A 23,660-nucleotide genomic window follows, 5' to 3' on the forward strand; every position below is an offset into this window, starting at 1 on the left:
ACGGGCTTAAGAGTTTACATATCATGATGTGAATTGTGCTTTTGTCTTGTATGGTTGCGGTTTTTCACTTTTTTACTGCCTGATAGTGGCTCAGGCTGCCCGCCTTGATGCTCTTTAGGAGAGTTTTGACGTATGTCTTTCCCAGTGTTTTTGTCCGTCATCATTTCTCACTCCTTTCTTATTGGTTTTTTTTACGCTTTTTATTGTTTTGCTTTTGTTCTTCTGTTAAAACGAGCTGATCATTTTCTATATAGCCTGCACCATTTCCTTGGCTTTTGGCTGCGTTCATGCCGTCAATGACATGATTTGCTTTTCTTTTTGTCATGTTCTATCACCTCAGCATTAGTATGAACCCGTGCTGCTCAGTTTATGAAGAGTAATCATTTCCTTGTGATAAGCTAAACTTATTGAATTTAATAAAAGCATTGTTATTTACTTATGTATGAATTTGTTTTAAGATGAAATTGTGAGAAAATTGTGGTGAAATACGACGATTTTTCTGAGAATTGAAATTGATCTTGATCATCAAAAGGGGGATTTTGGACATGTCGAAACAGCAGCAAGTCGCTAAACAAGACGCTTTTCAATCTAGAAAAACGTTTTCGACAAATGGGAAAACGTATCACTATTATTCGTTAGAAGCACTAGAGAAACAAGGAATCGGAAATGTTTCTAAGCTGCCTTATTCCATTAAGGTACTTTTAGAATCAGTGCTTCGCCAAGTAGACGGTAGAGTGATCAAAAAGGAACACGTTGAAAACTTGGCAAAATGGGGAACTGCCGAGGTAAAAGAAATTGATGTTCCATTTAAACCTTCTCGTGTTATTTTACAAGACTTCACGGGTGTGCCAGCTGTCGTTGACCTTGCTTCTTTAAGAAAAGCAATGGCAGATGTGGGCGGAGACCCAGATAAAATCAACCCTGAAATTCCAGTTGACCTGGTCATTGACCACTCTGTACAAGTCGATAAAGCTGGAACTGAAGATGCATTAAACATTAACATGGATTTAGAATTCGAACGTAACGCAGAGCGTTATAACTTCCTTAGCTGGGCAAAGAAAGCGTTTAACAATTATCAAGCTGTTCCGCCTGCAACAGGGATCGTTCACCAAGTGAACTTAGAGTATCTTGCAAGTGTTGTTCATGCAATCGAAGAAGATGGCGAGATCATCACTTACCCAGATACATTAGTTGGTACTGACTCACATACAACAATGATTAACGGTATCGGTGTACTTGGATGGGGCGTTGGCGGTATCGAAGCAGAAGCTGGTATGCTTGGTCAGCCTTCATACTTCCCAGTACCAGAAGTTATTGGTGCTAAATTAGTTGGAGAGCTTCCAAACGGAACAACTGCAACTGACCTTGCCTTAAAAGTGACACAAGTTCTTCGTGAAAAAGGCGTAGTGAACAAGTTCGTCGAGTTCTTCGGACCTGGTGTTGCACAATTGCCGTTAGCAGATCGTGCAACGATTGCAAACATGGCGCCAGAATACGGTGCTACTTGCGGATTCTTCCCAGTAGATGAAGAAGCGCTAGCTTACCTTCGCCTTACTGGACGTGATGAAGAGCAAATTAATATCGTTGAAGAATATTCTCGCGCAAATGGCTTATTCTATACGCCAGATGCAGAAGAGCCAATTTTTACAGATGTTGTGGAAATTGATCTTTCTCAAATTGAATCAAACTTATCTGGTCCAAAGCGTCCACAAGATTTGATTCCACTTTCTAAAATGAAAGAAACGTTCCATCAGCACATTGAAAGCCCAGCTGGTAACCAAGGGTTTGGCTTAGAAAAATCAGAGCTAGACAAACAAATCGAATTTGATCTAGCAAATGGTGAAAAAGCTGTGATGAAGACAGGTGCGATTGCGATTGCAGCGATTACGAGCTGTACGAATACATCGAACCCATACGTCTTAATCGGAGCAGGTCTTGTTGCGAAGAAAGCAAGTGAGCTTGGCATGAAGGTGCCAAACTACGTGAAAACGTCACTAGCGCCAGGTTCTAAGGTTGTAACAGGATACCTCGTGAACTCAGGACTTCTTCCATACTTAAGAGACCTCGGATTTAACATCGTTGGGTATGGCTGTACAACTTGTATCGGAAACTCAGGACCGCTTGAAAAAGAAATTGAAGATGCTGTCTCTGAAAATGATCTGCTGATCACTTCTGTTTTATCAGGTAACCGTAACTTCGAAGGTCGTATCCACCCGCTTGTAAAAGGAAACTACCTTGCATCTCCACCATTAGTTGTGGCGTATGCACTTGCTGGTACGGTGAATATTGATTTAACAAAAGATCCGATCGGTGTCGATAAAAATGGCGAGAACGTTTATTTCAATGACATTTGGCCATCAATGGATGAAATCAACAGCGTCGTGAAAAGCACTGTCACACCTGAGCTATTCCGTTCAGAGTATGAAACTGTTTTTGACAACAATGACCGCTGGAATGAAATTAAAACGACGGACGATGCATTGTATAAATGGGATGAAAATTCCACATACATTGATAACCCGCCATTCTTCGAAAACTTATCAGTTGAACCTGGTAAAGTTGAACCACTTAAAGGATTGCGCGTAGTGGCGAAGTTCGGTGATTCTGTCACAACAGACCATATTTCTCCTGCTGGAGCGATTGGTAAAGACACACCTGCAGGTAAATACTTGCAAGAAAGAGGCGTATCGCCTAGAGACTTTAACTCATACGGATCTCGCCGTGGTAACCACCATGTTATGATGAGAGGTACTTTTGCAAACATCCGTATTAAGAACCAAATCGCACCAGGAACAGAAGGCGGGTATACAACGTACTGGCCAACTGGTGAAGTGACATCCATTTATGATGCATGCATGCGTTATAAAGAAGATGGAACTGGTCTTGCGATCTTAGCAGGTAAAGATTACGGAATGGGTTCTTCTCGTGACTGGGCTGCAAAAGGAACAAATCTTCTTGGAATTAAATTCGTTCTAGCGGAAAGCTTTGAGCGTATCCACAGAAGTAACCTTGTCTTCATGGGTGTACTTCCTTTACAGTTTAAAGATGGAGAAAGTGCAGAAACTTATGGACTAACAGGAACAGAAACATTCGAAGTAGATGTTGATGAAACAGTTCGTCCGCGTGATCTTGTCACTGTAAAAGCAATTGATACAGATGGCAACGAGAAAACATTTGAAGTAATTGTTCGCTTTGACAGTGAAGTCGAAATTGACTACTACCGTCATGGTGGTATCCTTCAAATGGTATTGCGTGAAAAATTGGCAAGCAACTAATAAAGCAAAGAAGAGAAGGCGATTAGACAGCTTTCTCTTCTTTTTTAACATAGTGGAGGATCAATCATGTGGAAAAAAGGAATGGCAAGCGCTGTTTTACTTGTGTTGATTGGTTTACTTGCATGGAATGTATTCGGACCAAAAGAACCTGCCATCGGTCTTGAAACAGGGGACAAAGCCCCTGATTTTGAGCTCAAAACCCTTGATGGCAAAACGGCATCGTTATCTGATTATCGAGGGAAAAAAGTACTCCTCAATTTTTGGGCGACATGGTGTAAGCCTTGCCGAACAGAAATGCCAGATCTAGATGCAATTAGAAGTGAAAATGACCAAGTTGAGGTACTAGCGGTGAATTTGACGAACACTGAAAAGAGTGTGGATCACGTCGCCTCATTTATTGATGAACTTAAGGTCAGTTTTCCTGTTTTATTAGATCAAAAAGGTATTCAAGCGAGATATCAGGTACTTTCCTATCCGACGACATACATACTAGATGAAAAAGGGCGTATCCTGTCTGTAAAGCATCAAATGCTCACAAAAAAAGAAATTGAAAAAGAGCTGGATCTATAATGATTCAGCTCTTTTTTGCTTATATTCTAAATGTTTTGGCGAAAATGGTATGAACAGAGTGGAGGTGGTGATAGACATGAGAAGAAGAAAGCGCCGTACATTTGAAGAACTTGTGCTTGAAAATAAAAAAGAATTATTAAGCAATGAGGAATTTTTAAACCAGCTTGAAGAAAAGTTGGAAGAGCGATTTAGACAGAAATAAGTTATGATTTGTCCTTTTTCGTTCATCCTAAAGAAGAGGGAGGGATGAATGATGGGTAGAGAGCATGATAAACAAGCGCAGTTTACACCAGACCATTTAGGGACAAAACCTGTAGCATACAAACGAAATAAAGGCAAAAAGATGCATAATAAATCGAATGAACAGCCTGATGTGATACAGACGAAGGGCGAATAATAGGAGGGAAGCATGATGAATGACAAGTCATATCAATCCAATCCAGATGATCGTTCTGACAATGTTGAGAAGCTGCAGGATATGATCGAAAACACACTTGAAAATATTGATGAATCTGAAGCAGCAATGGGTCTTTCAACAGAGGAAGAAAAGCAGATGATCAAGCAAAAAAATGAAAACCGTAGAACAAGTATTGACGCAATGCGTTCTGAAATAAAGGACGAGGAAGCAGCAAGAAAGAGCGGTTACACTGAATAAACCAGGGATTCCTGGTTTATTTTATTGCCTCTTTTTAGAAGAACCATTTGGAATATGGTAAAATGTCAGAGACGTTAGGTTTTGATAGGAGAGCGATGAAAACGTGTATGTATCTAGAAAAGAAATAGAAGTCCGTTATGCAGAAACAGATCAAATGGGCATTGTGTATCATGCCAACTATTTAATTTGGATGGAAGTCGGCAGAACAGCGTTAATTAAAGAATTAGGCTTTTCCTATGCCCAGTTAGAGGCAGAAGGTGTCCTTGCACCTGTTGTCGATCTTCAGGTTCAATATAAGAAACCACTACTGTACGGTGAAACGGCTACAGTTCACACATGGATTGAAGAATATAACGGCGTGAAAACAGTGTATGGCTATGAAATACAAAAACCTGATGGACAAACGGCTATTACAGGGACCACCTCACATATTTGTGTGGACAAAGAAACCTTTAGACCGATTCAATTTAGAAAAGCTTTCCCTGCATGGCACAGCGTATACGAACAGTCCAAGAAGCAGGTTTGATTCATGGCATTTGGAATTAAAAGAAGAGATTTGAATGCTTGGAAATCAGCTGTTCGGCAAGGGAATGTGGCCTTTTTGACACACTATTGGCTTGATGACCGTTTTCCGCATGCGAATACTGTCACAAAGGCAGCCTGTCAGGATATAGAACAATTAATCGCTTGGGGACAAAAGCATGGATTAAAGAAAGAATGGATTCATGTTCGCGAAGGTTTTCCTCATTTTGATCTCATCGGTGATTCGCAAAAACGAATTTTACAAAAAGAGCGGTCGTTAGGAAACATTCAGGAGTATGGACTTTATATTGAGTGATAAACAAAAAAGATACCCGAGGGATGAGGTATCTTTTTTGTTTATTCATAATGAAATTCTGGTTCTTTCACGGACTCGTTATAATCAATATGCAGATCATGGTTGTCAAAATACCAAATATCACTTTCTTCCACGAAGAAAGTAATGCCTTCTACTTCAGCGGTTGCGCCGGCATTTTGAGGTTCATCTTTTGCGACGCCGAGAGAAAAGCCTTTTTGTACATTACTGCACCCGCCATATCTGACAAAAAAGCGAACATGATCACCTTTTTCTAAATCCAGTTCATTCTTGTACCAATTGAGTGCATCATCTTTTATCGTTAATTTCAATGTGATCGCCCCTTTTTGAAGTCATGCTGTTTTTAAATGCAGGATGCAAAAACAGCTTTTCTTTACTTTTACCACATATTTAAATTGATGAAACGGCTAAAGCCATTTGATTTTCGGTTCAGTTTTGTTGAGAATTCGTTTGAGGTTGGCGATGTGTCTGAAGATCACAAAGCCAGCAAGAACAGCAACAACAATAATTAAAAATAGATCTTGGGTGAATATGCTGTAAATGAATGTGTAGATCCCAGTCAGCATAGATGATAATGAAACATATTTACTAATGTATAAAAATAAGAAAAAAGCAGCGATCATCGTGATAAATAAGAACGGGGCATAAAATAACAGCACGCCGCCTGATGTAGCGACCGCTTTTCCCCCTTTAAATTTTGCAAAGACAGGAAAGCTGTGACCGATAACAGCAGCAACTCCTGCTAATAAGGGATGAATGTCCAGTTGCATGAAAAACGGTAAAGCCGAAGCAAGAGTCCCCTTTAAAATATCAGCTGTGATAACGATGGACCCTGCTTTCACACCTAGTGTACGGAATGCATTCGTCGCACCTAGGTTCCCGCTGCCATGTTCACGGATATCGATTCCCTTTGCAGCTTTCCCGACAATGAGACCTGATGGAATACTGCCGAGAAGATAAGCCAAAATAAACATCAAAGCAATTAACATCTGCATAACTCCTTTATATTCTCCCTCTTGTCTTACATTTTAACATGATCTTATGAAAAACATGGCGATCTTTTTTTGAAAAAAACGATGGCCGATGAATTCAGCTTTGTTTTTAACAAGAAATTCGCTAAAATAGAAGAAAAGGAGTGTCTGGATGAATCATCCTTCAAAACAAGAAATTGGGCGTATATTAAAAAGCAGTAAGCGAATTGCAGTTGTAGGTTTGTCAGATCAGCCGCACCGAACGTCCTATATGGTTTCAAAAGCCATGCAAGATGCCGGTTATGACATCATTCCTGTCAATCCAACGATTGATGAAGCACTTGGGGTAAAAGCGGTCGCCTCTTTAAAAGACATAAAAGAGCCTGTTGATATCGTCAATGTCTTTAGACGTTCTGAGTTTTTGCCTGAGGTGGCGAAAGAATTTCTTGAAATAGACGCACCTGTTTTTTGGGCGCAGCAAGGCGTATATCATGAAGAGGCAAAAAGGCTGATTGAGGAAAATGGCAAGGTCGCCATCATGGACTTATGTATCAAAGTGGCTCATGCGATGACAAAAACTCATTAAATCGTCAAAAATCCTTGTTTTTTCAAGGATTTTTGCTTTTTTGTTGCAGAAATATATTTGCGATTCTAGAAGAAAGCGATAAAATAAGGCGACAGGGACCTATCGGTGACCTTGCATATCGAGAAAAAGAGCGATAAGATAAATGTAGAACATTTGTTCTGTTTTGCTAAAACCATCATATGATTGCATTTGGCTTATGAAACAGTCTTGTTTATAATGGACTTCTAGTTCTGATTGCAGAATGTAGAACATTCTCATAACCGTGCAAAAGAGCATGTATCGCTGAATCACACATGCATGGTGATGATGCAGCTTATTAAAGTGGACAGTAATGAGCAGCATGATCATCATTAAAATCTAGAGAGATCATTGGTGATTAGCCGGTTATGTTTGTTAGTGAAAGGGGATTAAGCATTTGGTTAAAAAGCAGCAAGTAGATTATAACGATGATTCTATTCAGGTGCTAGAGGGGCTTGAAGCGGTCCGTAAACGCCCAGGGATGTATATTGGATCGACGGATTCACGCGGTCTTCATCACCTTGTCTATGAGATTGTAGACAACTCTGTCGATGAAGTGCTCGCTGGCCATGGAGATCATATCATTGTCAAAATACATAAAGATAACAGCATTTCCGTCCAAGATAAAGGTCGCGGAATGCCTACTGGTATGCATAAGCTTGGAAAACCGACACCAGAAATCATTTTAACGGTCCTGCACGCAGGCGGAAAGTTTGGTCAAGGCGGTTATAAAACAAGTGGTGGACTTCACGGGGTTGGGGCGTCCGTTGTGAACGCACTTTCAGAGTGGCTCACCGTGACGATAGAACGCGATGGATTTATTTATCACCAGCGCTTTGAACATGGCGGAAAGCCAGTCACATCACTTGAAAAAATCGGGAAAACGAAAAAGACCGGTACACTGATTCATTTTAAGCCAGATCCAACGATGTTCAGTGTCACCACCTATAATTTTGATACATTATCAGAGCGTTTAAGAGAATCAGCCTTTTTATTAAAAGGGCTAAAAATAGAGCTGATTGATGAGCGCCATGATGTGCAGGAAACCTTTTATTATGAGACAGGTATTGAAGCGTTCGTTGCTTATTTAAACGAGGAAAAGGATGTACTTAGTGAAGTCGTTTCGTTTGAAGGCGAACATCAGTCCATTGAAGTCGATTTTGCCTTTCAATTTAACGACGGATATTCAGAAAATATTTTGTCGTTCGTCAATAACGTAAGAACCAAAGATGGCGGTACGCATGAGTCTGGTGCAAAAACGGCCATGACGAGAGCCTTTAATGAATATGCACGCAAAGTGACCCTTTTAAAAGAAAAAGACAAAAATTTAGAAGGTACAGATATTCGTGAAGGCCTGTCAGCTGTTATTTCTGTCAGAATTCCTGAAGAACTTCTTCAATTTGAAGGACAAACAAAAGGAAAGCTTGGAACGAGTGAGGCAAGGTCAGCTGTTGATGCCGTGATTTCTGAAAAATTGGCTTATTTTCTTGAAGAAAACCGCGAAACGGCGACACTGCTTGTGAAAAAAGCGATTAAAGCGCAGCAGGCAAGAGAAGCGGCTAGAAAAGCAAGAGAAGAAGCAAGGAGCGGCAAGAAACGAAAAAAATCTGAAGCAACACTCAGCGGAAAATTAACACCTGCTCAATCTAGAAACCCGGCAAGAAATGAACTGTATCTAGTAGAGGGCGACTCTGCTGGTGGATCAGCCAAGCAAGGACGTGATCGGAAATTCCAAGCGGTGCTGCCGCTTCGAGGAAAGGTCATTAATACAGAGAAAGCAAAGCTTGCTGATATTTTCAAAAACGAAGAAATCAACACCATAATCCATGCCATTGGCGGCGGGGTTGGTGTCGATTTTAATGTAGAAGACATCAATTATGACAAAATTGTCATTATGACAGATGCTGATACAGATGGCGCGCATATTCAGGTTCTATTGCTTACATTCTTCTACCGCTATATGAAGCCGCTGATTGAGCATGGCAAAGTATTCATTGCCCTTCCACCTTTATATAAAGTTAGCAAAGGCTCAGGGAAGAAAGAAGTCATTGAATATGCTTGGTCTGATGAAGAAATGGATGATGTACTAAAGAAAGTTGGAAAAGGATATACGATTCAGCGCTATAAAGGTTTAGGTGAAATGAATGCCGACCAGCTATGGGAAACGACAATGAATCCAGAGTCGAGAACGCTTGTCAGGGTGAAGATCGATGATGCTGCACGGGTGGAGCGCCGCGTCACGACACTGATGGGTGACAAAGTAGAACCACGCCGTAAATGGATTGAAAAGAATGTCGCCTTTGGACTTGATGAGGAAAGCAACATTCTTGAAAATGAAAACTTGTCGCTAGCTGAGGAGGTTTAAACATGGCACAACAAGAACGATTTCATGATTTACCGTTAGAAGAAGTGATTGGGGACCGTTTTGGTCGCTATAGTAAATATATTATCCAAGATCGTGCACTTCCAGATGCACGTGATGGATTAAAGCCTGTACAACGAAGAATTTTATATGCAATGTATGCGGAAGGAAATACACAAGATAAAAACTTCCGTAAAGCTGCCAAAACAGTCGGTAACGTAATTGGTAACTATCATCCGCATGGTGATTCTTCTGTTTATGAAGCAATGGTGAGAATGAGCCAGGATTGGAAAGTGCGAAATGTGCTGATTGAGATGCATGGAAATAACGGGAGTATCGACGGAGATCCTCCTGCTGCCATGCGTTATACGGAAGCAAGGCTTTCTGCAATTGCATCAGAGCTTTTAAAAGACCTCGACAAGGAGACGGTCGAATTTGTCGCGAACTTTGATGATACAAGCAAAGAGCCTGTTGTCTTACCAGCGATGTTTCCCAACCTTCTTGTGAACGGGTCAACAGGGATTTCAGCCGGTTATGCGACTGATATTCCGCCGCACCACCTAGGAGAAGTGATTGATGGCGTGATTAAGCGAATTGAACAGCCGCATTGTACGGTTGAAGATTTAATGACAGTCATCAAAGGGCCAGATTTCCCAACAGGCGGGATCATCCAAGGTGTGGATGGTATTAAGAAGGCATATGAAACAGGAAAAGGAAAGATTATGATTCGCGGAAAAGCGGAGATTGAAACCATCCGCGGTGGACGCCAGCAAATCGTGATCACAGAAATTCCTTATGAAGTGAATAAGGCCAATCTTGTCAAAAAGATGGACGAGTTCCGCATTGAAAGAAAAGTAGAAGGAATCTCTGAAGTTCGGGATGAGACGGATCGTACCGGCCTTCGGATTGTTGTAGAGCTGAAAAAAGAAGCGGATGCGAATGGTGTCTTGAATTTCTTATATAAAAATTCTGATCTGCAAATCCCTTATAACTTTAATATGGTCGCGATACATAACAGAAGACCGACTTTAATGACGCTTACAACTGTACTAGACGCTTACATTGCTCATCAAAAAGAAGTGATGACGAACCGCTCAGCATACGAGCTTCGAAAAGCAAAAGAACGTCATCATATTGTAGATGGATTAATTAAAGCTCTTTCCATTTTAGATGAAGTCATTGCGACGATTCGTTCGTCTAATGATAAGCGTGATGCGAAAAACAATTTGATGGAGAAATATGATTTTACAGAAGCTCAATCAGAAGCGATTGTTTCTCTCCAGTTATATCGTTTAACAAATACAGATATCACTCAACTAAGAGACGAAGCAAGAGAGCTTGACGTGCGAATTGCAGAGCTTGAAGACATTTTAGCGAATGAGAAGAAGCTGTTTAAAGTCATTACGAATAACTTGAAGAAGTTGAAAAAGACGTATGCTGATGAAAGACGATCCGTCATTGAGGAAAAAATTGAAGAAATTAAGATTAACCTTGAAGTGATGATCGCATCAGAGGACGTGTACGTCACAGTCACAAAAGATGGATACATCAAACGGACAAGCCAGCGTTCCTATGCTGCATCAAACGGTAAGGACTTCGGTATGAAGGATACAGACCGACTGATTCACCAGTTTGAAATGAATACAACAGATGTTCTTCTGCTATTTACGAATAAAGGGAGCTACATTTACTGTCCAGTTCATCAGTTGCCAGATATACGCTGGAAAGACATGGGGCAGCACATTACGAATATTATTTCGATTGATCGCGATGAAACCATTCAAAAAGCGATCCCAATTAAAGAATTCGATGAATCATCGTATCTCTTGTTCTTCACAAAAGGCGGTATGGTGAAGAAAACAGAGCTTCTCCAATATAAAGCGCAGCGCTATTCAAAACCGCTTGTCGCCTTGAATTTAAAAGGTGATGATGAACTTGTAGATGTTCATGTCACAACAGGTCAGCAAGAATTGTTTATTGCAACGAAAAATGGCTATGGATTATGGTTTGATGAAGAAGAAGTGAGTGTGGTCGGTCCGAGAGCGGCTGGTGTGAAAGGCATCAATTTGAAGGACGGAGACGAGGTGGTCTCTGGACAAATCATTGATCCGAAGAACAATGTGCTTGTTCTCACGACACAAAGAGGTGCTGTGAAGCGGATGAACCTCTCTGAATTTGATAAGACATCAAGAGCAAAACGTGGAGTCATCATGCTAAGAGAATTAAAGAAAAACCCTCACAGAATTGTTGCTGTGATTGCTGCTTCACTGCACGATACACTTGAGATTGATACGGAAAAGGGTGCCACGATCCCGCTCGATATTTCCACACTAAGGGCAAATGATCGTTATAGCAATGGATCGTTTATTTTAGATGAGGAAGAGCAGGGAGAAGTAACTCAAGTTCTTTTATCACCTGCTGCATCTGACCAAGATGACAATAAATAAGCAAAATGAAAACCCCCTGCGTAAGGCAGGGGGTTTTTTATGATGAGGTCAATTTAACTCTCGTGATTGCCAAACATGCTTGTGATGGCATGCACTACTTCAATTCCTTGGTAAACGAAAAGAGAAAGTGAAGTGACAGAGAATAGACCTAGAATGAATACTCTTAAGAAAAATAACATCGTGTAAAACCTCCCAATTTTTGTTTGATTTAAATGGTTGGGTTAACACGAGCTACTCGGAAATTCGAAGACTGGTAGAACACTGCAAGTAAATGCTTCTTTTTCCGGTCAAATCGATCAGTATAAGTGATGCGTGCAAATCCAGCTGCCATACTGCCAATGACTAGCAGTGCTGTAAATGCCGCAAATACTGCGTTCACATGTTTTTGTTTCTTTTCATTGCCTGCTGTCTGAACGATTTTCATTTCATGTGATTCTTGATCAGCAACCACCTTTGCATGATGGTATACCTGAACGGAATGAGGCATTGAGAACAAATGAAAACTTGCAAGTGCTATGAATAAGACTGCTAATTTTAACAGCATATTTTTTTTCATTTTTCTCACCCCTTCCTGTTTATTTTCATGATCTTACCACGTTTTCAGTTATTTGAAAAGTCTTATTTTTTTACTTTCCCTCTTTAAAAAAGCGATAAACATCAAGACATCTATAGGACTGTTTCACTTCATGAAAGGTTTCAATTTTATTTATTAAATTTAAAAAAAGTACCGAGATCAAAGATCTGGCACTTTTCAAAAAGAATGTATTGATGTCGGTTTTGCAACAGCTTTTGTAAAGATTCCTGCAATACAAATGGCAAACAGAACAAAAATAAACGCATGAAGCAGACCGACTTGATTGGCGAGCAGTCCTAAAACAGGGGGCCCTGATAGAGAGGCTGTATACCCAGATAAAGTGACGATACTGACACGTTTGACAGCATAGCGGCTATCATCACCAGCTGCTGAAATGGTCAGCGGGAAGCCTAAGGACGCGCCAAGTCCCCATAAAAAGATAGATATCATACACACGACGAGTGAAATCTTTAAAATCACCAAGAATAGTCCGGCGGCAGCAGATAAGATCGCGATTCTTAGCAACAGCACCCTGCCAAAGCGATCAATGAAACGTCCGCTCAGTAATCTGCCACTAATCATCCCGCACAAAAATAATGCATAGATGACCGTACTCATTGAATGAGAAACCTGATAGCCATCAACCATTGCTAGTGGAATCCAATCATTTGCAGAACCTTCTACAAATGCGAGACATAAGGCAATCATCGCTAATGAGATCGTCCGTTTGTTCAGCCATGATGTTTGAGAAGCCTCAACTGATTCTGTCTGCGTCTCATCCGGATCTTTTCCTGTCCCGTGCGGAATAAACCGTGTACAAATCAGGATGCTGAGAAAGAAAAGGAGTGCAATGGTGAGAAGGTGAATGAGGACAGACACACCTAAATAAATAAAGAGAATTCCGGCACCTGCACCAATTAACGTTCCAATACTGAAAGAAGCATGCAAAATCGGCAGGATCGTTCTCTTGATCTGATACTCAATCTCCGTTCCTTCTAAGTTCATGGCTACATTGCACATGCCTGAGCCTGAACCAAAAAGAAAAAGACCAGCAGTGACAACCAGCGTAGAAGAGAGGGCCGCGCCGATTGCAAGGGTTGAGAATCCAATAAACATCAAAAAAGCGCTGACCACAATCGCCACTCGGCCGCCTTTTTTGCGAACGAATACATTGGAAAGAATCAGCCCGACAATGGAACCTACAGATAAGCCGAGTAAAATGAGTCCCATTGTGCCTGTATCTGCTTGCAATAAATCTCTCACTTCTGGTGTTCTTGAAAACCAAGTGGAGATGGAGATCCCAGACATCGTAAAAATAACAATAATCGCTTTATACCACTTTAATTTCATCTAATCCCTCATATCTATGTAGTCATACAGAACAAATCTACTCGATTATAAAGGAGACTTCTTGATTCGTAAATAACATGAGGGAGGATCATCATGAAGAAAATATTCCAACTTCATCATTCTTTGATAGAATAAAGACAAAAGGGGCGATACATATGTCATATCGAATAGGTGTTTTAAAGGGAGACGGGATTGGACCGGAAATTGTTAATTCTAGTATGCGTATTTTAAAGACAGCGTTATCACAGTTCAATGAACCATTTGTGGAATTTGTAGTGTGTCCTATCGGTGCTGAAGCCATTCATTCTCATCAAGATCCAGTGCCAGCTTCTACTATAGCCGCCTTGAAAAAATGCCATGGCTGGATATTAGGACCTCATGATTCAGCATCATATCCTGATCAATTGAAAGAAAGAAGAAATCCAAGTGGAGAACTGCGTCATACATTTGATTTATTTGCAAATATTCGTCCATCGCAATCGCTGCCAGGTGTGAAAAGCGTTGCCAGTGGCGTCGACCTTGTCATTTTTCGAGAAAATACAGAAGGCTTTTATCCAGACCGGAATATGTATCAGGGGACAGGAGAGTGGATGATTACACCAGACGTCGCCATATCTACAGGTGTGTTTACAAAAAAAGCAATTACCCGTATTGCCCACGCAGCTTTTCAACGTGCAGTGGAGAGGAGGGGGAAAGTCACCATTGTTCATAAAGCGAACGTGATCAAATTAGGATCTGGCTTGTTTTTACGAACATGTCAAGAGGTAGCGAAAGCATATCCACAAGTGGAGGTTGAGGATATTCATATTGATGCGATGGCTGCTCATTTAGTGAGACGTGCAGGTGATTTTGATGTGATTGTGACAGAAAATATGTTTGGCGACATTTTATCTGATCTTGCAGGGGAACTAGTCGGCAGTTTAGGAATGGCACCCTCATTAAATTGCAACGAAAATCAAGCGATGGCACAGGCGGCACATGGTTCAGCACCTGATATAGCTGGTCAAAATATCGCCAATCCAATGGGCATGATTCTTTCTACAGTAATGCTTTGTAACTGGCTACATGTGAAATATCAAGATGAAAGATTAAAACAGACAGCCAGTCTGATCGAACATACTCTTGATGAGGCCTTAAAAAAGAACTTGAAAACGAAGGATTTAGGAGGAAATGAGACGACGACAAAATTCACCGAGGCATTCATTCAAACGATGAATGAATTTTCAATAAAAGGGAGATGAACATGAAAACAGAAAAAGAAAAGATGATCAAGGAAGAATACTATCACCCAAATGATCACACATTGATGGCAGATCGAGCAAAAGCACGACAATTGACATTTGCCTATCAGCAAACAAATGAGCCATCACAGAGAAAGGCCATTTTAAAGGAGCTTTTAGGCGCTTGCGGAGATGATGTGGTATTTGAAGGCAGAATACAATGTGATTATGGATACAATATCGAGGTTGGTGAGCATTTTTTTGCGAATTTTGATGCAGTGTTATTAGATGTTTGCAAGATTACAATTGGAGATCATTGTTTGTTAGGTCCGAATGTACATATATACACAGCTGGACATCCGTTAAATCCAGAAGAACGTCAAACAGGTATTGAATTCGGCAAACCAGTCACAATTGGACATCATGTGTGGATTGGTGGCGGCGCCATTATCAATCCAGGTGTGACAATCGGAGATCATGCTGTCATTGCATCAGGATCCGTTGTGACAAAAGATGTTCCGTCAAATATGATTGTTGGCGGGAATCCTGCAAAAATTTTAAAACATTTAGAGGAATGAAAATCTGACGAATCAACCGTTGGATTTTCATTTTTTGTTTTATCTCAATAAGATAAGTATACTTAATAATGAGACAAAGAAAATTCAATTATTGTTTAACTTCCTAGAATATATATTATGTAAACTAGATATTAAAAAAAGAGAACCTTTGACTTGATCCTCTTTATTATTAGATTTTATATTCAATTGACTCAAACGCAGCACTATTTTCCAGTCTCAGCAAACTGTTTCAATCGATCTCCAATTTCATCTCGTACCTTTTGGAAAAATGCCCACTTCTCTTCTTCTGTTCCTTCTGCTTTTGCTGGATCATCAAAGCCCCAATGGACACGCTTGACATGTGGAGGAGTCATTGGGCATTTATCAGCTGCGTCACCGCATAGTGTGACGACTAAGTCAGCGTGATGCAATATCTTCTGATCAATCAGGTCAGACGTTTGATGAGAAATATCAATCCCTATTTCTTTCATTGCTTTTACAGCATTCGGATTTAATCCATGAGCTTCAATACCAGCGCTATAGATCTTCCACTCATCTCCAAGATGTTTTTTAGCCCAACCTTCAGCCATTTGACTGCGGCAAGAATTACCGGTACATAAAAAGTATATTGTTTTCTTTGACATGTTGATCGTCTCCTTTAATGTATAATCATTAGCCAGAAATACAACGCTAAAAGTGTGATGAATAGTGTTGGTACAGTTAAAATGACCCCTATTTTGAAATATGTCCCCCAGGAAATCTTCACCCCTTTTTGAGAAAGGACGTGGAGCCATAGTAGTGTTGCTAAGGAGCCAATGGGCGTAATTTTTGGTCCTAAATCAGAACCAATGACATTTGCGTATATTAACGCTTCTCTCATCATTCCTTGTGTATCGGTGCCGGAAATGGCTAATGCATCGATCATGACCGTCGGCATATTATTCATGACAGATGAAAGAATTGCTGCGATAAATCCCATACCAAGAGTCCCTGTCAATAAACCTTGATCTGCTACAGCTTGAATCACGCTTGAAAGAGCATCAGTAAGCCCTGCATTTCGCATGCCATAGACAACAACGTACATACCTATGGAAAAGAATACGATCGCCCAAGGAGCTTCTTTTAGAACGCTTTTTGTTTGAACAGCAGGGCTTTTTTGTGCAATGACCAAGAATAAAATGGCAATCACTCCAGCTATGACCGATACAGGTATAGATAAAAATTCGCTTGCAAAATAACCAATCAACAAAAAAGCTAATATATACCAAGATAATCTAAACATCTTTGGATCTTTTATTGCTTCCCTAGGTTGCTTTAACTCAGTCATATCATAGCGTTTTGGTATACTCTTTCTAAAGAAAAGGTACAGCACAGTGATACTCGCTAGCAATGAAAAAAGGTTTGGAACAACCATTCTGGATGCATATTCAATAAACGTAATGTTGAAATAGTCGGCTGTTACAATGTTCACCAAATTACTTACGACAAGTGGGAGCGACGTTGTATCTGCAATAAACCCACTCGCGATAATAAAAGGGAATACAATTTTTTCATTGAAGTGTAATGCTCTGACCATGGCTAAAACAATGGGTGTCAAAATAAGTGCAGCACCATCGTTTGCAAATAAAGCAGCGACGATTGCCCCAAGGATGGTCACATACACAAACATACGTAGCCCACTGCCTTTTGCAGCCTTTGCCATATGCAATGCTGCCCATTCAAAAAAGCCGATTCGATCAAGTATGAGTGAAATGACGATTATTGCGACAAAAGCCAATGTCGCATTCCAAACGATGCCTGTCACGGTGATCACATCGTCAACATTCACAACACCTACGATTAAAGCTAAAATAGCTCCTCCACAAGCGGACCACCCTATGGATAAATTTTTTGGCTGCCAAATAACCAATACCAAAGTGAACAAAAATATGATTAATGATAAAACGGCAAAACTCAAACCCATCCCTCCTTACGAACAAGACATGTTTGTTGCTTTATGTTGTATACTTTTTATAAGGTCGTCTTCTTTATCAATTTGATTTAAGATGATCCGAATCGTCTCAAATTCTGGACACAGTGTATTGATTGAATAATAACGCCACTGCCCTTTTCTGTTCTCCTGAACAAATCCAGCTTTTTTTAATTTTCGTAAATGCTGACTAATCGCTGGTTGACTCATTTCGAACATATCTACCAGTTCACACACACAATATTCCTTCTCCAAAAACAATTTCATCATGATCAGTCTTGTTTGATCACTGAGTGTTTTTAAACAATTCGACATATGTGTCACACCAATTGAAATATCTGTAGTCACAATGATTCCCCCTCTTTTCAACTCCTTCAATAGTATATAACTGAAAACTTATATAATCAATTGATTATATGAATTCAAACAAAGATTCATTCGTGTGAAAATGATTGATTTAAATACCCACTTCTCTTCTTCAAATGAAACCACATAGTTATTTAAATAGCCCAGTCCTCCTAATTGGCAAAAAGGTGTTGATAAAAACAAAAGACAGAGATCTTGTGCCTTTTATCATTCGAGTGAAATTATATAATCAAGAAGAAAAAACTTACGAGGCAAAGGCGGTTATACATGCCACTGGTACGTGGAAAAACCCTAACCTAATAAATGCTGAAGGGATTATGACAGAAAATGAACAATCGAATGGTATTCCTGATATTTTAAATCGCGATCTGACTCGGTATCAGAATTGCATTAGTTAGCATTGGGCTTCTGCTGTTAACACTTTGCTCGAGCTGCCAAAGCTAAAAGAGACATCAAAAAGCACAGAAATGATATGGATTTTAAGAAAGCAGGATATTAGTGAGGTATTAAGAGGAGAAAACAATGATCAATTGCCTGCAAGAGGTCAACTAGATGGGAAGGACCCTTCTTGGTGTCCTTTGATCAGAAGGAGAAAGAGGGTCCATTAATAAAGATACAGTTATTGTTTCAACTAATTAAAGGACCCTTGTTCTTGTCTTGGTACAAATTAGATAGGTCATAAAGGTTTTTGGGGTAATTCCATTATTTGAATCTCCATTCCCCATGAAGTTGTGATATAGAAAAATCCAAGAGGACTCAGCTCTCTAACTTTAACATCAGGCTGTTCTGCAAAGTATTTCAAAGCCTCTTCTATATCGGTGACTGTAATAGCTAGATGGGCTACACCGATATCACTGGGTTTTAGGTGAACATTCTGTTGATCTGGCGTCGACCATTGAACCAGTTCGATCTTTCTACCGCCATATTGCAAAAATGCCGCCCCTTCTACAACTGAATGTTCGTGAACCCCAAAGTATCTTTTTAAACTATCGTCCTCAAACTGCATCCGTCCTGGCCGGAACAAGACTTCAAAACCCAAAATATGAGTGAAGAATTCAACTGCTACTTCGATATCGGGTACTACAAATCCTGAATGCTCGATTGTGCCTTGGAAAATTGTATTTTTCATATCGCTAAACCCCTTTGATTTTTTGGAAGTAAATGATTCATAATAAAGTGGTATTTAAAGCAGCTATATCACACGAGCACCAATTAGGTTCAATACAAGTCAAGTGGTGTTGGCACTACTGCAAGATTTAGAACAACAATACCTGTGCCTTGAAATACTATAATATTCTTTTGTGATTTCTGAATCTTTTTTGAATATCCATTAAAATTTACATGTTCCATCTGAACAATCATCATCGAGCGACGACTCTAATTTATGCTCTTCAACCTTACGATTCGCGTACTCTTCTTTCCATACCTGTTGTAATGTTTCTAAAAACACTTCGCTAGGTTGTGCTCCTGAGATGACATATTTATCATTCACAACGTAAAAGGGAACGCCCTGAATCCCAATTTTTAATCCCTCGGCTCTATCAGCTGCGATATTCTCGCTATATTGATCATTTGATAAAACATCCATAGCTTCGTTGCCATCAAGCCCTATTTCACTTGTAAGTTGAGCAAGTGTTGCGTGATCACCGATATCTAGTGAATCCGTGAAATGAGCTTTCAAAATACGCTCCATAAACTCCCGAATCTTCCCTTTCTCTTTTGCATAATAAGAAAGACGAAGTGCATCATATGAATTCGTAGGAATCATTGTATCAAATTGATAATCTAACCCAATCTCTTTTGCTTTCTGTTTCAATTGATTGTTTCTTACTTTTGCTTTTTCATATGGAATACCATGCTTGGAAGATGCTACTTGATGGATATCCATTCCTGTATTTTTTTTCGCATATGGATCTAATTGAAAATGACGAAATAAGACTTCGACCTCTTCTTTATGTTCAAACTGTTCTAACCCTATTTCAAATTGACGTTTGCCAATATAACAAAACGGACAAACAAAATCAGACCAAATTTCTACTTTCATCATATGTTCCCCCTTTATAATTTTGATGAATGTATTTTGTCTATTCTTCCTTATTACGCTTTTGAACGTGCGAGGTGGGATGATGTTAATTAAAATCTTTTTAACTAATCCCACCAATGCTTTTTTTAAAACGTTCGTGCTACCTCTTTTGCTTTTTCAATTGTTGAAGTAACAATTTCTTCTTCTTTAGTTGGATCATAGTCAATACCTTCAACAAAAATCGTTGGTTCCACTTCAATTCCAACAAACTTCAGCGCACCTCTTACGTAAGAATCAGAATGTTCCATTCCAATTGCCTGTGAATAAAATCCTCCCATACCATGAATATGGATTGCTTTTTTCCCTTTCATCAATCCTTCTGGACCTTCTGATGTATATTTAAACGTTTTTCCAGCACTCATGATTGTATCAAAATAGGCTTTTAATAAAGGTTGGATTCCTAAATTCCACATTGAAGACTGAATGATGTATTTATCTGCTTCCATAAATTGTTTTGTGAATGCATTCACTGCTTCTATTTTTTGTGCTTCAACATCTGTTAGCACTTCCCCACTTCTTAACTTCTTTTGTCCAGTTAAAAAATCAGCATCGATTAATGGCACATTTGCATAATAGACATCTACTTCTATTATTTCATCTGTTGGATTTACTTCCTTATATTCATTGATAAATGCTCTAGCAACTTGCGTACTTCTTGATTGTTCCTCACTTTGAGGTGTTCCTTTAACAAATAATACTTTTGACATGATCATTTCCCCTTTATGATTTTGATTTTGAATACTTATAAAAAGAATTCACACGCAATATTTTGGTATGACTCTAAATGATTCCTATAATTTCTGCTGAATCAACAACCTCATACAAAAAGCTCATTTAATGATTATAAACAATGGGCATTTTTCCGATTAATTGGGGTTGCCTAGCAGCGTCATACATGAGTTTAGCGACATTTTCCCTAGATACGGACATTTTAGCTGGCTGATCGCCGAATGAATAACCGTAAGATTGCCCGTTGTATTTGATATTAGGATTAATGATTCGAACGACTGTCCAATCCAGGTTCGATTGATTAATCAGTTCTCCCATCTTCTTCATTTCGGCATAACCATTTGGCATTAGAAGTTTAGGCAATATTCTTGGCAACATCGTCGATAAGCTTTTCTTATCGTCTTCAGATTGCAAGGCTGGCGTCGCGAGTGTAATCAACCTTTTTTTGGTGAACTTCTTCATCGCTTTGACAATTCGGTTATGTCCGTCGGCGATCGGTGTACCTTTTTGTTTTCGAGACAAATCAATGCCGGGACCTAAGGTGCTTATCACGACATCAGCTTCTGAAACTGCCGTTTCAATAGATGAAGTGTTCGTTAGTTCACCCGTTACAATGCGTAAATTCGAATGCTTTTGCTTTATTTTCTCAGGGTTTCTAACATATACCGTAACCAAATCTCCGTTTTCTAATGCAAACTGTGTTAAAAGTTGACCGATTGCACCAGTTGCACCAAAAATAGTGATGTTCATGGTCGTCTATCTCCTTTTGTTATTCAGAATGATCACAATGATTTCCTTGATCAAAAATCTTTCGTAATAACATGTGTTATTTAAGCAACGCGCGTTGTATAATTGATGATAAGATGAAAAAGAATAATAAACAATAACCAAAATAGCCAATATGTAGTTTACGCAACACTTCTATATGTATTGTCGTTTTTAGACAAGATGATGAACCCTAAAAGGAGAAGAAAAAATGATTATGCCAAAAAAAGATCCGAGAATCCTTCGTACAAGACAGTTGATTGTAGACTCTTTTCTTTCGTTAGCTAGTGAAAAAGATTTCAACCATATAACGGTACGTGATATCACAGAAAAGGCTACTATTAACCGGGCTACATTTTATGCGCACTTTGACGATAAATTTGATTTGTTACATTCTACAATCACCAATACATTTACAGACAAATTGAAAAAAAGACTCAATGATCACGATGGATTCAATGAAAAAGTCATTGCAAATATTTTTCTAGCCATGTGTGATCACCATAAAGAGATAAGCGACCTATGTCCCAAAGGTTATCATTCTTTAGGAACTATTATCGAAAGTAAAATTAAAGAGGAGTTACAGAAACTAATAGCTGATCTTATGCTAAAAGGAACTAACAACATCATCGAATTAGAGGATAAACAAATGGTAACAACCCTATCTACTATGCTAAGTTGGGGGATATACGGAGCTGCATACACATGGAATAAGGATGGAAGACTTATTTCATCAGAAGAGCTAGTGACTAAGACCCTGCCTATCTTTAGAAATGGTATGAGTCAGTATTATTTTTAATGAAAATGATGTTAACAATCTGCTTGAGCCGGCAGTGCTAAAAGAAATATTAAAAAAACACAGAAATGGTATGGATTTAAATAATGGGGTATTTGGGGGAGTGCAAGAGGTCAATTAGGCAGGCTCGATTTGTTGTTGCTTAAATGACTGGTGATAAAGAGTCTGCTGAAACGTATAGCACTAAAGTTATAAAGCTTTACTTTAAATAGTGGGATTCTTATACGGCTATTGTTTATCAGATCATACAATGGATCTACATTTACCTTCTTGTACAAGTCAATCCTTTTGTTTGTCTATATCTCACCTCTTTCAAATTTCAAAACTTCTACGACCTTCTCAATAAATTAAATCGGTCGTAGAAGATTTGTTATACTGTAAATCAAATATTCTGGGATATTTCTTTTAAAAATTGCTTTCTCTTTTCATCTGTTGTTAAGTTCACTCTAGAAAAATGAATCCATTTCGTGGATTCGTTTTTTATCCCCAAATCAGCTAGCGTTCTGTCAATGAAAACGCTTTGAATAGCATTTCCAGCTTCAGATTCTATATACTCTTTATCTGTAGTTGATGTTGAGATCACGGTTGTTTTTTTAATATTTGTCAATAAACCTTGTAAAGTACCAGTGTTTTGATCTTCAATGAATGCGAAACCGCTTAACATCACTTTATCAATAAATCCTTTTAACATAGCAGGTAAGTCCCACCACCAGACAGGGAATATAAATACCAATTCTGTTGACTGTTTTAATTTTTCTTGATAATCCTTCACTAATGAATAAGGCGTTTCTCCTTTATGAAAATGCTTTAATTCTTCAGCTGTAAAAACAGGATTAAATCCATCTTTATATAAATCGATCACTTGAAACGGTTCTTTCTTTGTTTCTAATTTTTCTGTTATGGAAGTCAAAATGGCATGATTATAACTTCCATCCCAAGGATGTGCATAGACAATCGTTTTCATTATTCATTCACCCTTCTTCTGAGTTTTGCATCATTTTTTGATGTACATTCATTTTATTGTGTGCTATAACATACTACAAGTACGGTAATCAAAGTGCGATACTAACCCAAAGGAGAGTATAAAATGAATGAGGAGTCCTTCCAGACGAAAGCTGAGCTAAAAGATACTGGTTTTGGGTATACTTTGTCATTAATTGGTGGGAAATATAAAATGCCAGTTCTGTATGCTTTATATTCAAACGATGGTCCTGTTCGCTATAATCAGCTGAAACGTAAGCTCGGAACGATTTCTTTTAAAACATTAACCAATACACTAAAAGAGCTTGAAGCGGATCACTTAATTCATCGTAAAGAATATCCCCAAGTGCCTCCAAAAGTAGAATATAGTTTATCTGAAAAGGGTTTATCACTGATGCCTGTATTAGATGAGATATGTTATTGGGGAGAGGAACAAATGAAAAATAATTAGGTAGAGTGGAAAGAAAGCTACTACAGTTTAAACATGCTTTCTAAAGTAGCTTTCTTCTCATCTTATATCAATCTGATTG

The 23,660-nt window shown here is 39.1% G+C and carries 29 protein-coding genes; 14 read left to right on the forward strand and 15 right to left on the reverse strand.

Annotation, left to right across the window (positions count from 1 at the left end):
- Positions 1-14: 14 nt before the first annotated feature.
- On the reverse strand, positions 15-161 hold the full coding sequence (locus MHH31_RS08865; RefSeq protein ID WP_058337579.1) for a small acid-soluble spore protein P: 147 nt from the start codon (positions 159-161) through the stop codon (positions 15-17).
- A 17-nt stretch (positions 162-178) separates the two neighbouring features.
- On the reverse strand, positions 179-325 hold the full coding sequence (sspO, locus tag MHH31_RS08870; RefSeq protein WP_017359581.1) for a small acid-soluble spore protein O: 147 nt from the start codon (positions 323-325) through the stop codon (positions 179-181).
- Positions 326-545: 220 nt separating this feature from the next.
- Between sspO and acnA the strand changes: the two genes are divergently transcribed.
- The 7 genes from acnA to MHH31_RS08905 all read left to right on the forward strand — a co-directional run bounded on the left by acnA (position 546) and on the right by MHH31_RS08905 (position 5,338).
- Positions 546-3,275 carry an aconitate hydratase AcnA gene (gene acnA, locus MHH31_RS08875; RefSeq protein WP_058337578.1) on the forward strand — a complete coding sequence of 910 codons (2,730 nt, stop codon included), beginning with the start codon at positions 546-548 and terminating at the stop codon, positions 3,273-3,275.
- Between the two features lie 66 nt (positions 3,276-3,341).
- Positions 3,342-3,845, forward strand: coding sequence for a TlpA disulfide reductase family protein (locus MHH31_RS08880; RefSeq protein WP_008343807.1), 504 nt, complete (start codon positions 3,342-3,344; stop codon positions 3,843-3,845).
- 76 nt (positions 3,846-3,921) lie between these two features.
- Complete coding sequence (locus tag MHH31_RS08885) at positions 3,922-4,047, forward strand: FbpB family small basic protein (protein WP_003211002.1); 126 nt, start codon at positions 3,922-3,924, stop codon at positions 4,045-4,047.
- Between the two features lie 51 nt (positions 4,048-4,098).
- Complete coding sequence (locus MHH31_RS08890) at positions 4,099-4,242, forward strand: acid-soluble spore protein N (RefSeq protein ID WP_008357830.1); 144 nt, start codon at positions 4,099-4,101, stop codon at positions 4,240-4,242.
- A gap of 15 nt (positions 4,243-4,257) precedes the next feature.
- Positions 4,258-4,500 carry a small acid-soluble spore protein Tlp gene (gene tlp / locus MHH31_RS08895; RefSeq protein WP_017359579.1) on the forward strand — a complete coding sequence of 81 codons (243 nt, stop codon included), beginning with the start codon at positions 4,258-4,260 and terminating at the stop codon, positions 4,498-4,500.
- A 103-nt stretch (positions 4,501-4,603) separates the two neighbouring features.
- Positions 4,604-5,026 carry a thioesterase family protein gene (locus MHH31_RS08900; RefSeq protein ID WP_058337577.1) on the forward strand — a complete coding sequence of 141 codons (423 nt, stop codon included), beginning with the start codon at positions 4,604-4,606 and terminating at the stop codon, positions 5,024-5,026.
- A gap of 3 nt (positions 5,027-5,029) precedes the next feature.
- The gene (locus MHH31_RS08905; protein ID WP_007499327.1) at positions 5,030-5,338 is read left to right on the forward strand and encodes a hypothetical protein; all 309 of its coding nucleotides are present in this window, start codon (positions 5,030-5,032) and stop codon (positions 5,336-5,338) included.
- A gap of 41 nt (positions 5,339-5,379) precedes the next feature.
- Here the strand turns inward: MHH31_RS08905 and MHH31_RS08910 are convergent, their stop codons facing one another.
- Together MHH31_RS08910 and plsY are read right to left on the reverse strand one after the other, a co-directional pair.
- Entirely contained in the window at positions 5,380-5,667 is a 288-nt protein-coding gene (locus MHH31_RS08910; protein ID WP_008343795.1) for a HesB/YadR/YfhF family protein, read from the reverse strand.
- A gap of 96 nt (positions 5,668-5,763) precedes the next feature.
- Entirely contained in the window at positions 5,764-6,345 is a 582-nt protein-coding gene (plsY, locus tag MHH31_RS08915) for a glycerol-3-phosphate 1-O-acyltransferase PlsY (RefSeq protein WP_008343794.1), read from the reverse strand.
- A gap of 154 nt (positions 6,346-6,499) precedes the next feature.
- On the opposite strand from plsY, the gene MHH31_RS08920 reads away from it, so the two are divergent.
- From MHH31_RS08920 to parC, 3 genes are all read left to right on the forward strand, one after another.
- Positions 6,500-6,913, forward strand: a complete 414-nt coding sequence (locus MHH31_RS08920; RefSeq protein ID WP_007499324.1) for a CoA-binding protein — start codon at positions 6,500-6,502, stop codon at positions 6,911-6,913.
- 415 nt (positions 6,914-7,328) lie between these two features.
- Positions 7,329-9,296: a DNA topoisomerase IV subunit B gene (gene parE / locus MHH31_RS08925; protein WP_007499323.1), complete on the forward strand. Its 1,968-nt coding sequence runs from the start codon at positions 7,329-7,331 to the stop codon at positions 9,294-9,296.
- A 2-nt stretch (positions 9,297-9,298) separates the two neighbouring features.
- A complete protein-coding gene (parC, locus tag MHH31_RS08930; RefSeq protein ID WP_025207403.1) occupies positions 9,299-11,740 on the forward strand; it encodes a DNA topoisomerase IV subunit A in 2,442 nt (813 codons plus the stop codon).
- A gap of 53 nt (positions 11,741-11,793) precedes the next feature.
- Here parC and MHH31_RS08935 read toward each other — a convergent pair whose 3' ends face one another.
- The 3 genes from MHH31_RS08935 to MHH31_RS08945 form a co-directional block, all read right to left on the reverse strand.
- Positions 11,794-11,919, reverse strand: a complete 126-nt coding sequence (locus MHH31_RS08935) for a hypothetical protein (protein ID WP_008343787.1) — start codon at positions 11,917-11,919, stop codon at positions 11,794-11,796.
- A gap of 29 nt (positions 11,920-11,948) precedes the next feature.
- Positions 11,949-12,296: a hypothetical protein gene (locus MHH31_RS08940; RefSeq protein WP_058337576.1), complete on the reverse strand. Its 348-nt coding sequence runs from the start codon at positions 12,294-12,296 to the stop codon at positions 11,949-11,951.
- A 195-nt stretch (positions 12,297-12,491) separates the two neighbouring features.
- Positions 12,492-13,664, reverse strand: coding sequence for an MFS transporter (locus MHH31_RS08945; protein ID WP_058337575.1), 1,173 nt, complete (start codon positions 13,662-13,664; stop codon positions 12,492-12,494).
- A 77-nt stretch (positions 13,665-13,741) separates the two neighbouring features.
- Between MHH31_RS08945 and MHH31_RS08950 the strand changes: the two genes are divergently transcribed.
- Positions 13,742-14,905, forward strand: coding sequence for an isocitrate/isopropylmalate dehydrogenase family protein (locus tag MHH31_RS08950; protein WP_058337574.1), 1,164 nt, complete (start codon positions 13,742-13,744; stop codon positions 14,903-14,905).
- A gap of 2 nt (positions 14,906-14,907) precedes the next feature.
- Positions 14,908-15,462: a sugar O-acetyltransferase gene (locus MHH31_RS08955; protein ID WP_058337573.1), complete on the forward strand. Its 555-nt coding sequence runs from the start codon at positions 14,908-14,910 to the stop codon at positions 15,460-15,462.
- A 203-nt stretch (positions 15,463-15,665) separates the two neighbouring features.
- Here the strand turns inward: MHH31_RS08955 and arsC are convergent, their stop codons facing one another.
- The 7 genes from arsC to MHH31_RS08990 form a co-directional block, all read right to left on the reverse strand.
- A complete protein-coding gene (gene arsC, locus MHH31_RS08960; RefSeq protein ID WP_058337572.1) occupies positions 15,666-16,085 on the reverse strand; it encodes an arsenate reductase (thioredoxin) in 420 nt (139 codons plus the stop codon).
- Between the two features lie 14 nt (positions 16,086-16,099).
- Positions 16,100-17,398 (reverse strand): arsenical efflux pump membrane protein ArsB, encoded by a 1,299-nt coding sequence (locus MHH31_RS08965; protein WP_058337571.1) that lies wholly within the window; start codon positions 17,396-17,398, stop codon positions 16,100-16,102.
- Positions 17,399-17,410: 12 nt separating this feature from the next.
- Positions 17,411-17,746, reverse strand: coding sequence for a metalloregulator ArsR/SmtB family transcription factor (locus tag MHH31_RS08970; RefSeq protein ID WP_058337591.1), 336 nt, complete (start codon positions 17,744-17,746; stop codon positions 17,411-17,413).
- 706 nt (positions 17,747-18,452) lie between these two features.
- Positions 18,453-18,905, reverse strand: coding sequence for a glyoxalase/bleomycin resistance/extradiol dioxygenase family protein (locus MHH31_RS08975; RefSeq protein ID WP_058337569.1), 453 nt, complete (start codon positions 18,903-18,905; stop codon positions 18,453-18,455).
- A gap of 201 nt (positions 18,906-19,106) precedes the next feature.
- Positions 19,107-19,820, reverse strand: a complete 714-nt coding sequence (locus tag MHH31_RS08980) for a DsbA family oxidoreductase (protein ID WP_058337568.1) — start codon at positions 19,818-19,820, stop codon at positions 19,107-19,109.
- A 125-nt stretch (positions 19,821-19,945) separates the two neighbouring features.
- Positions 19,946-20,566 carry an NAD(P)H-dependent oxidoreductase gene (locus MHH31_RS08985; RefSeq protein ID WP_058337567.1) on the reverse strand — a complete coding sequence of 207 codons (621 nt, stop codon included), beginning with the start codon at positions 20,564-20,566 and terminating at the stop codon, positions 19,946-19,948.
- Positions 20,567-20,693: 127 nt separating this feature from the next.
- Positions 20,694-21,338, reverse strand: a complete 645-nt coding sequence (locus MHH31_RS08990; RefSeq protein WP_058337566.1) for an NAD(P)H-binding protein — start codon at positions 21,336-21,338, stop codon at positions 20,694-20,696.
- A gap of 226 nt (positions 21,339-21,564) precedes the next feature.
- Between MHH31_RS08990 and MHH31_RS08995 the strand changes: the two genes are divergently transcribed.
- Positions 21,565-22,152 carry a TetR/AcrR family transcriptional regulator gene (locus tag MHH31_RS08995; RefSeq protein ID WP_243173138.1) on the forward strand — a complete coding sequence of 196 codons (588 nt, stop codon included), beginning with the start codon at positions 21,565-21,567 and terminating at the stop codon, positions 22,150-22,152.
- Positions 22,153-22,531: 379 nt separating this feature from the next.
- Here the strand turns inward: MHH31_RS08995 and MHH31_RS09000 are convergent, their stop codons facing one another.
- A complete protein-coding gene (locus MHH31_RS09000; RefSeq protein WP_058337226.1) occupies positions 22,532-23,113 on the reverse strand; it encodes an NAD(P)H-dependent oxidoreductase in 582 nt (193 codons plus the stop codon).
- A gap of 123 nt (positions 23,114-23,236) precedes the next feature.
- Between MHH31_RS09000 and MHH31_RS09005 the strand changes: the two genes are divergently transcribed.
- A complete protein-coding gene (locus MHH31_RS09005) occupies positions 23,237-23,581 on the forward strand; it encodes a helix-turn-helix domain-containing protein (protein WP_017359567.1) in 345 nt (114 codons plus the stop codon).
- The last annotated feature ends 79 nt before the right edge of the window (positions 23,582-23,660 follow it).

The sequence above is a fragment of the Bacillus sp. FSL K6-1033 genome (assembly GCF_038630765.1).
GTDB classification, from domain to species: domain Bacteria; phylum Bacillota; class Bacilli; order Bacillales; family Bacillaceae; genus Bacillus; species Bacillus altitudinis.

Excerpts from the sequence above, each read along its gene's own strand:
- MHH31_RS08985 (WP_058337567.1), bottom strand. The coding sequence starts at position 20,566 with ATGTCAAAAGTATTATTTGTTAAAGGAACACCTCAAAGTGAGGAACAA.
- MHH31_RS08885 (WP_003211002.1), top strand. The coding sequence starts at position 3,922 with ATGAGAAGAAGAAAGCGCCGTACATTTGAAGAACTTGTGCTTGAAAAT.
- sspO (WP_017359581.1), bottom strand. The coding sequence starts at position 325 with ATGACAAAAAGAAAAGCAAATCATGTCATTGACGGCATGAACGCAGCC.
- tlp (WP_017359579.1), top strand. The coding sequence starts at position 4,258 with ATGAATGACAAGTCATATCAATCCAATCCAGATGATCGTTCTGACAAT.
- MHH31_RS08990 (WP_058337566.1), bottom strand. The coding sequence starts at position 21,338 with ATGAACATCACTATTTTTGGTGCAACTGGTGCAATCGGTCAACTTTTA.
- MHH31_RS08950 (WP_058337574.1), top strand. The coding sequence starts at position 13,742 with ATGAGGGAGGATCATCATGAAGAAAATATTCCAACTTCATCATTCTTT.
- MHH31_RS08955 (WP_058337573.1), top strand. The coding sequence starts at position 14,908 with ATGAAAACAGAAAAAGAAAAGATGATCAAGGAAGAATACTATCACCCA.
- MHH31_RS08980 (WP_058337568.1), bottom strand. The coding sequence starts at position 19,820 with ATGAAAGTAGAAATTTGGTCTGATTTTGTTTGTCCGTTTTGTTATATT.
- MHH31_RS09005 (WP_017359567.1), top strand. The coding sequence starts at position 23,237 with ATGAATGAGGAGTCCTTCCAGACGAAAGCTGAGCTAAAAGATACTGGT.
- plsY (WP_008343794.1), bottom strand. The coding sequence starts at position 6,345 with ATGTTAATTGCTTTGATGTTTATTTTGGCTTATCTTCTCGGCAGTATT.
- MHH31_RS08905 (WP_007499327.1), top strand. The coding sequence starts at position 5,030 with ATGGCATTTGGAATTAAAAGAAGAGATTTGAATGCTTGGAAATCAGCT.
- MHH31_RS08920 (WP_007499324.1), top strand. The coding sequence starts at position 6,500 with ATGAATCATCCTTCAAAACAAGAAATTGGGCGTATATTAAAAAGCAGT.
- MHH31_RS09000 (WP_058337226.1), bottom strand. The coding sequence starts at position 23,113 with ATGAAAACGATTGTCTATGCACATCCTTGGGATGGAAGTTATAATCAT.
- MHH31_RS08935 (WP_008343787.1), bottom strand. The coding sequence starts at position 11,919 with ATGTTATTTTTCTTAAGAGTATTCATTCTAGGTCTATTCTCTGTCACT.
- MHH31_RS08995 (WP_243173138.1), top strand. The coding sequence starts at position 21,565 with ATGATTATGCCAAAAAAAGATCCGAGAATCCTTCGTACAAGACAGTTG.
- MHH31_RS08975 (WP_058337569.1), bottom strand. The coding sequence starts at position 18,905 with ATGAAAAATACAATTTTCCAAGGCACAATCGAGCATTCAGGATTTGTA.
- MHH31_RS08940 (WP_058337576.1), bottom strand. The coding sequence starts at position 12,296 with ATGAAAAAAAATATGCTGTTAAAATTAGCAGTCTTATTCATAGCACTT.
- arsC (WP_058337572.1), bottom strand. The coding sequence starts at position 16,085 with ATGTCAAAGAAAACAATATACTTTTTATGTACCGGTAATTCTTGCCGC.
- MHH31_RS08880 (WP_008343807.1), top strand. The coding sequence starts at position 3,342 with ATGTGGAAAAAAGGAATGGCAAGCGCTGTTTTACTTGTGTTGATTGGT.
- acnA (WP_058337578.1), top strand. The coding sequence starts at position 546 with ATGTCGAAACAGCAGCAAGTCGCTAAACAAGACGCTTTTCAATCTAGA.
- MHH31_RS08945 (WP_058337575.1), bottom strand. The coding sequence starts at position 13,664 with ATGAAATTAAAGTGGTATAAAGCGATTATTGTTATTTTTACGATGTCT.
- parC (WP_025207403.1), top strand. The coding sequence starts at position 9,299 with ATGGCACAACAAGAACGATTTCATGATTTACCGTTAGAAGAAGTGATT.
- MHH31_RS08865 (WP_058337579.1), bottom strand. The coding sequence starts at position 161 with ATGACGGACAAAAACACTGGGAAAGACATACGTCAAAACTCTCCTAAA.
- MHH31_RS08890 (WP_008357830.1), top strand. The coding sequence starts at position 4,099 with ATGGGTAGAGAGCATGATAAACAAGCGCAGTTTACACCAGACCATTTA.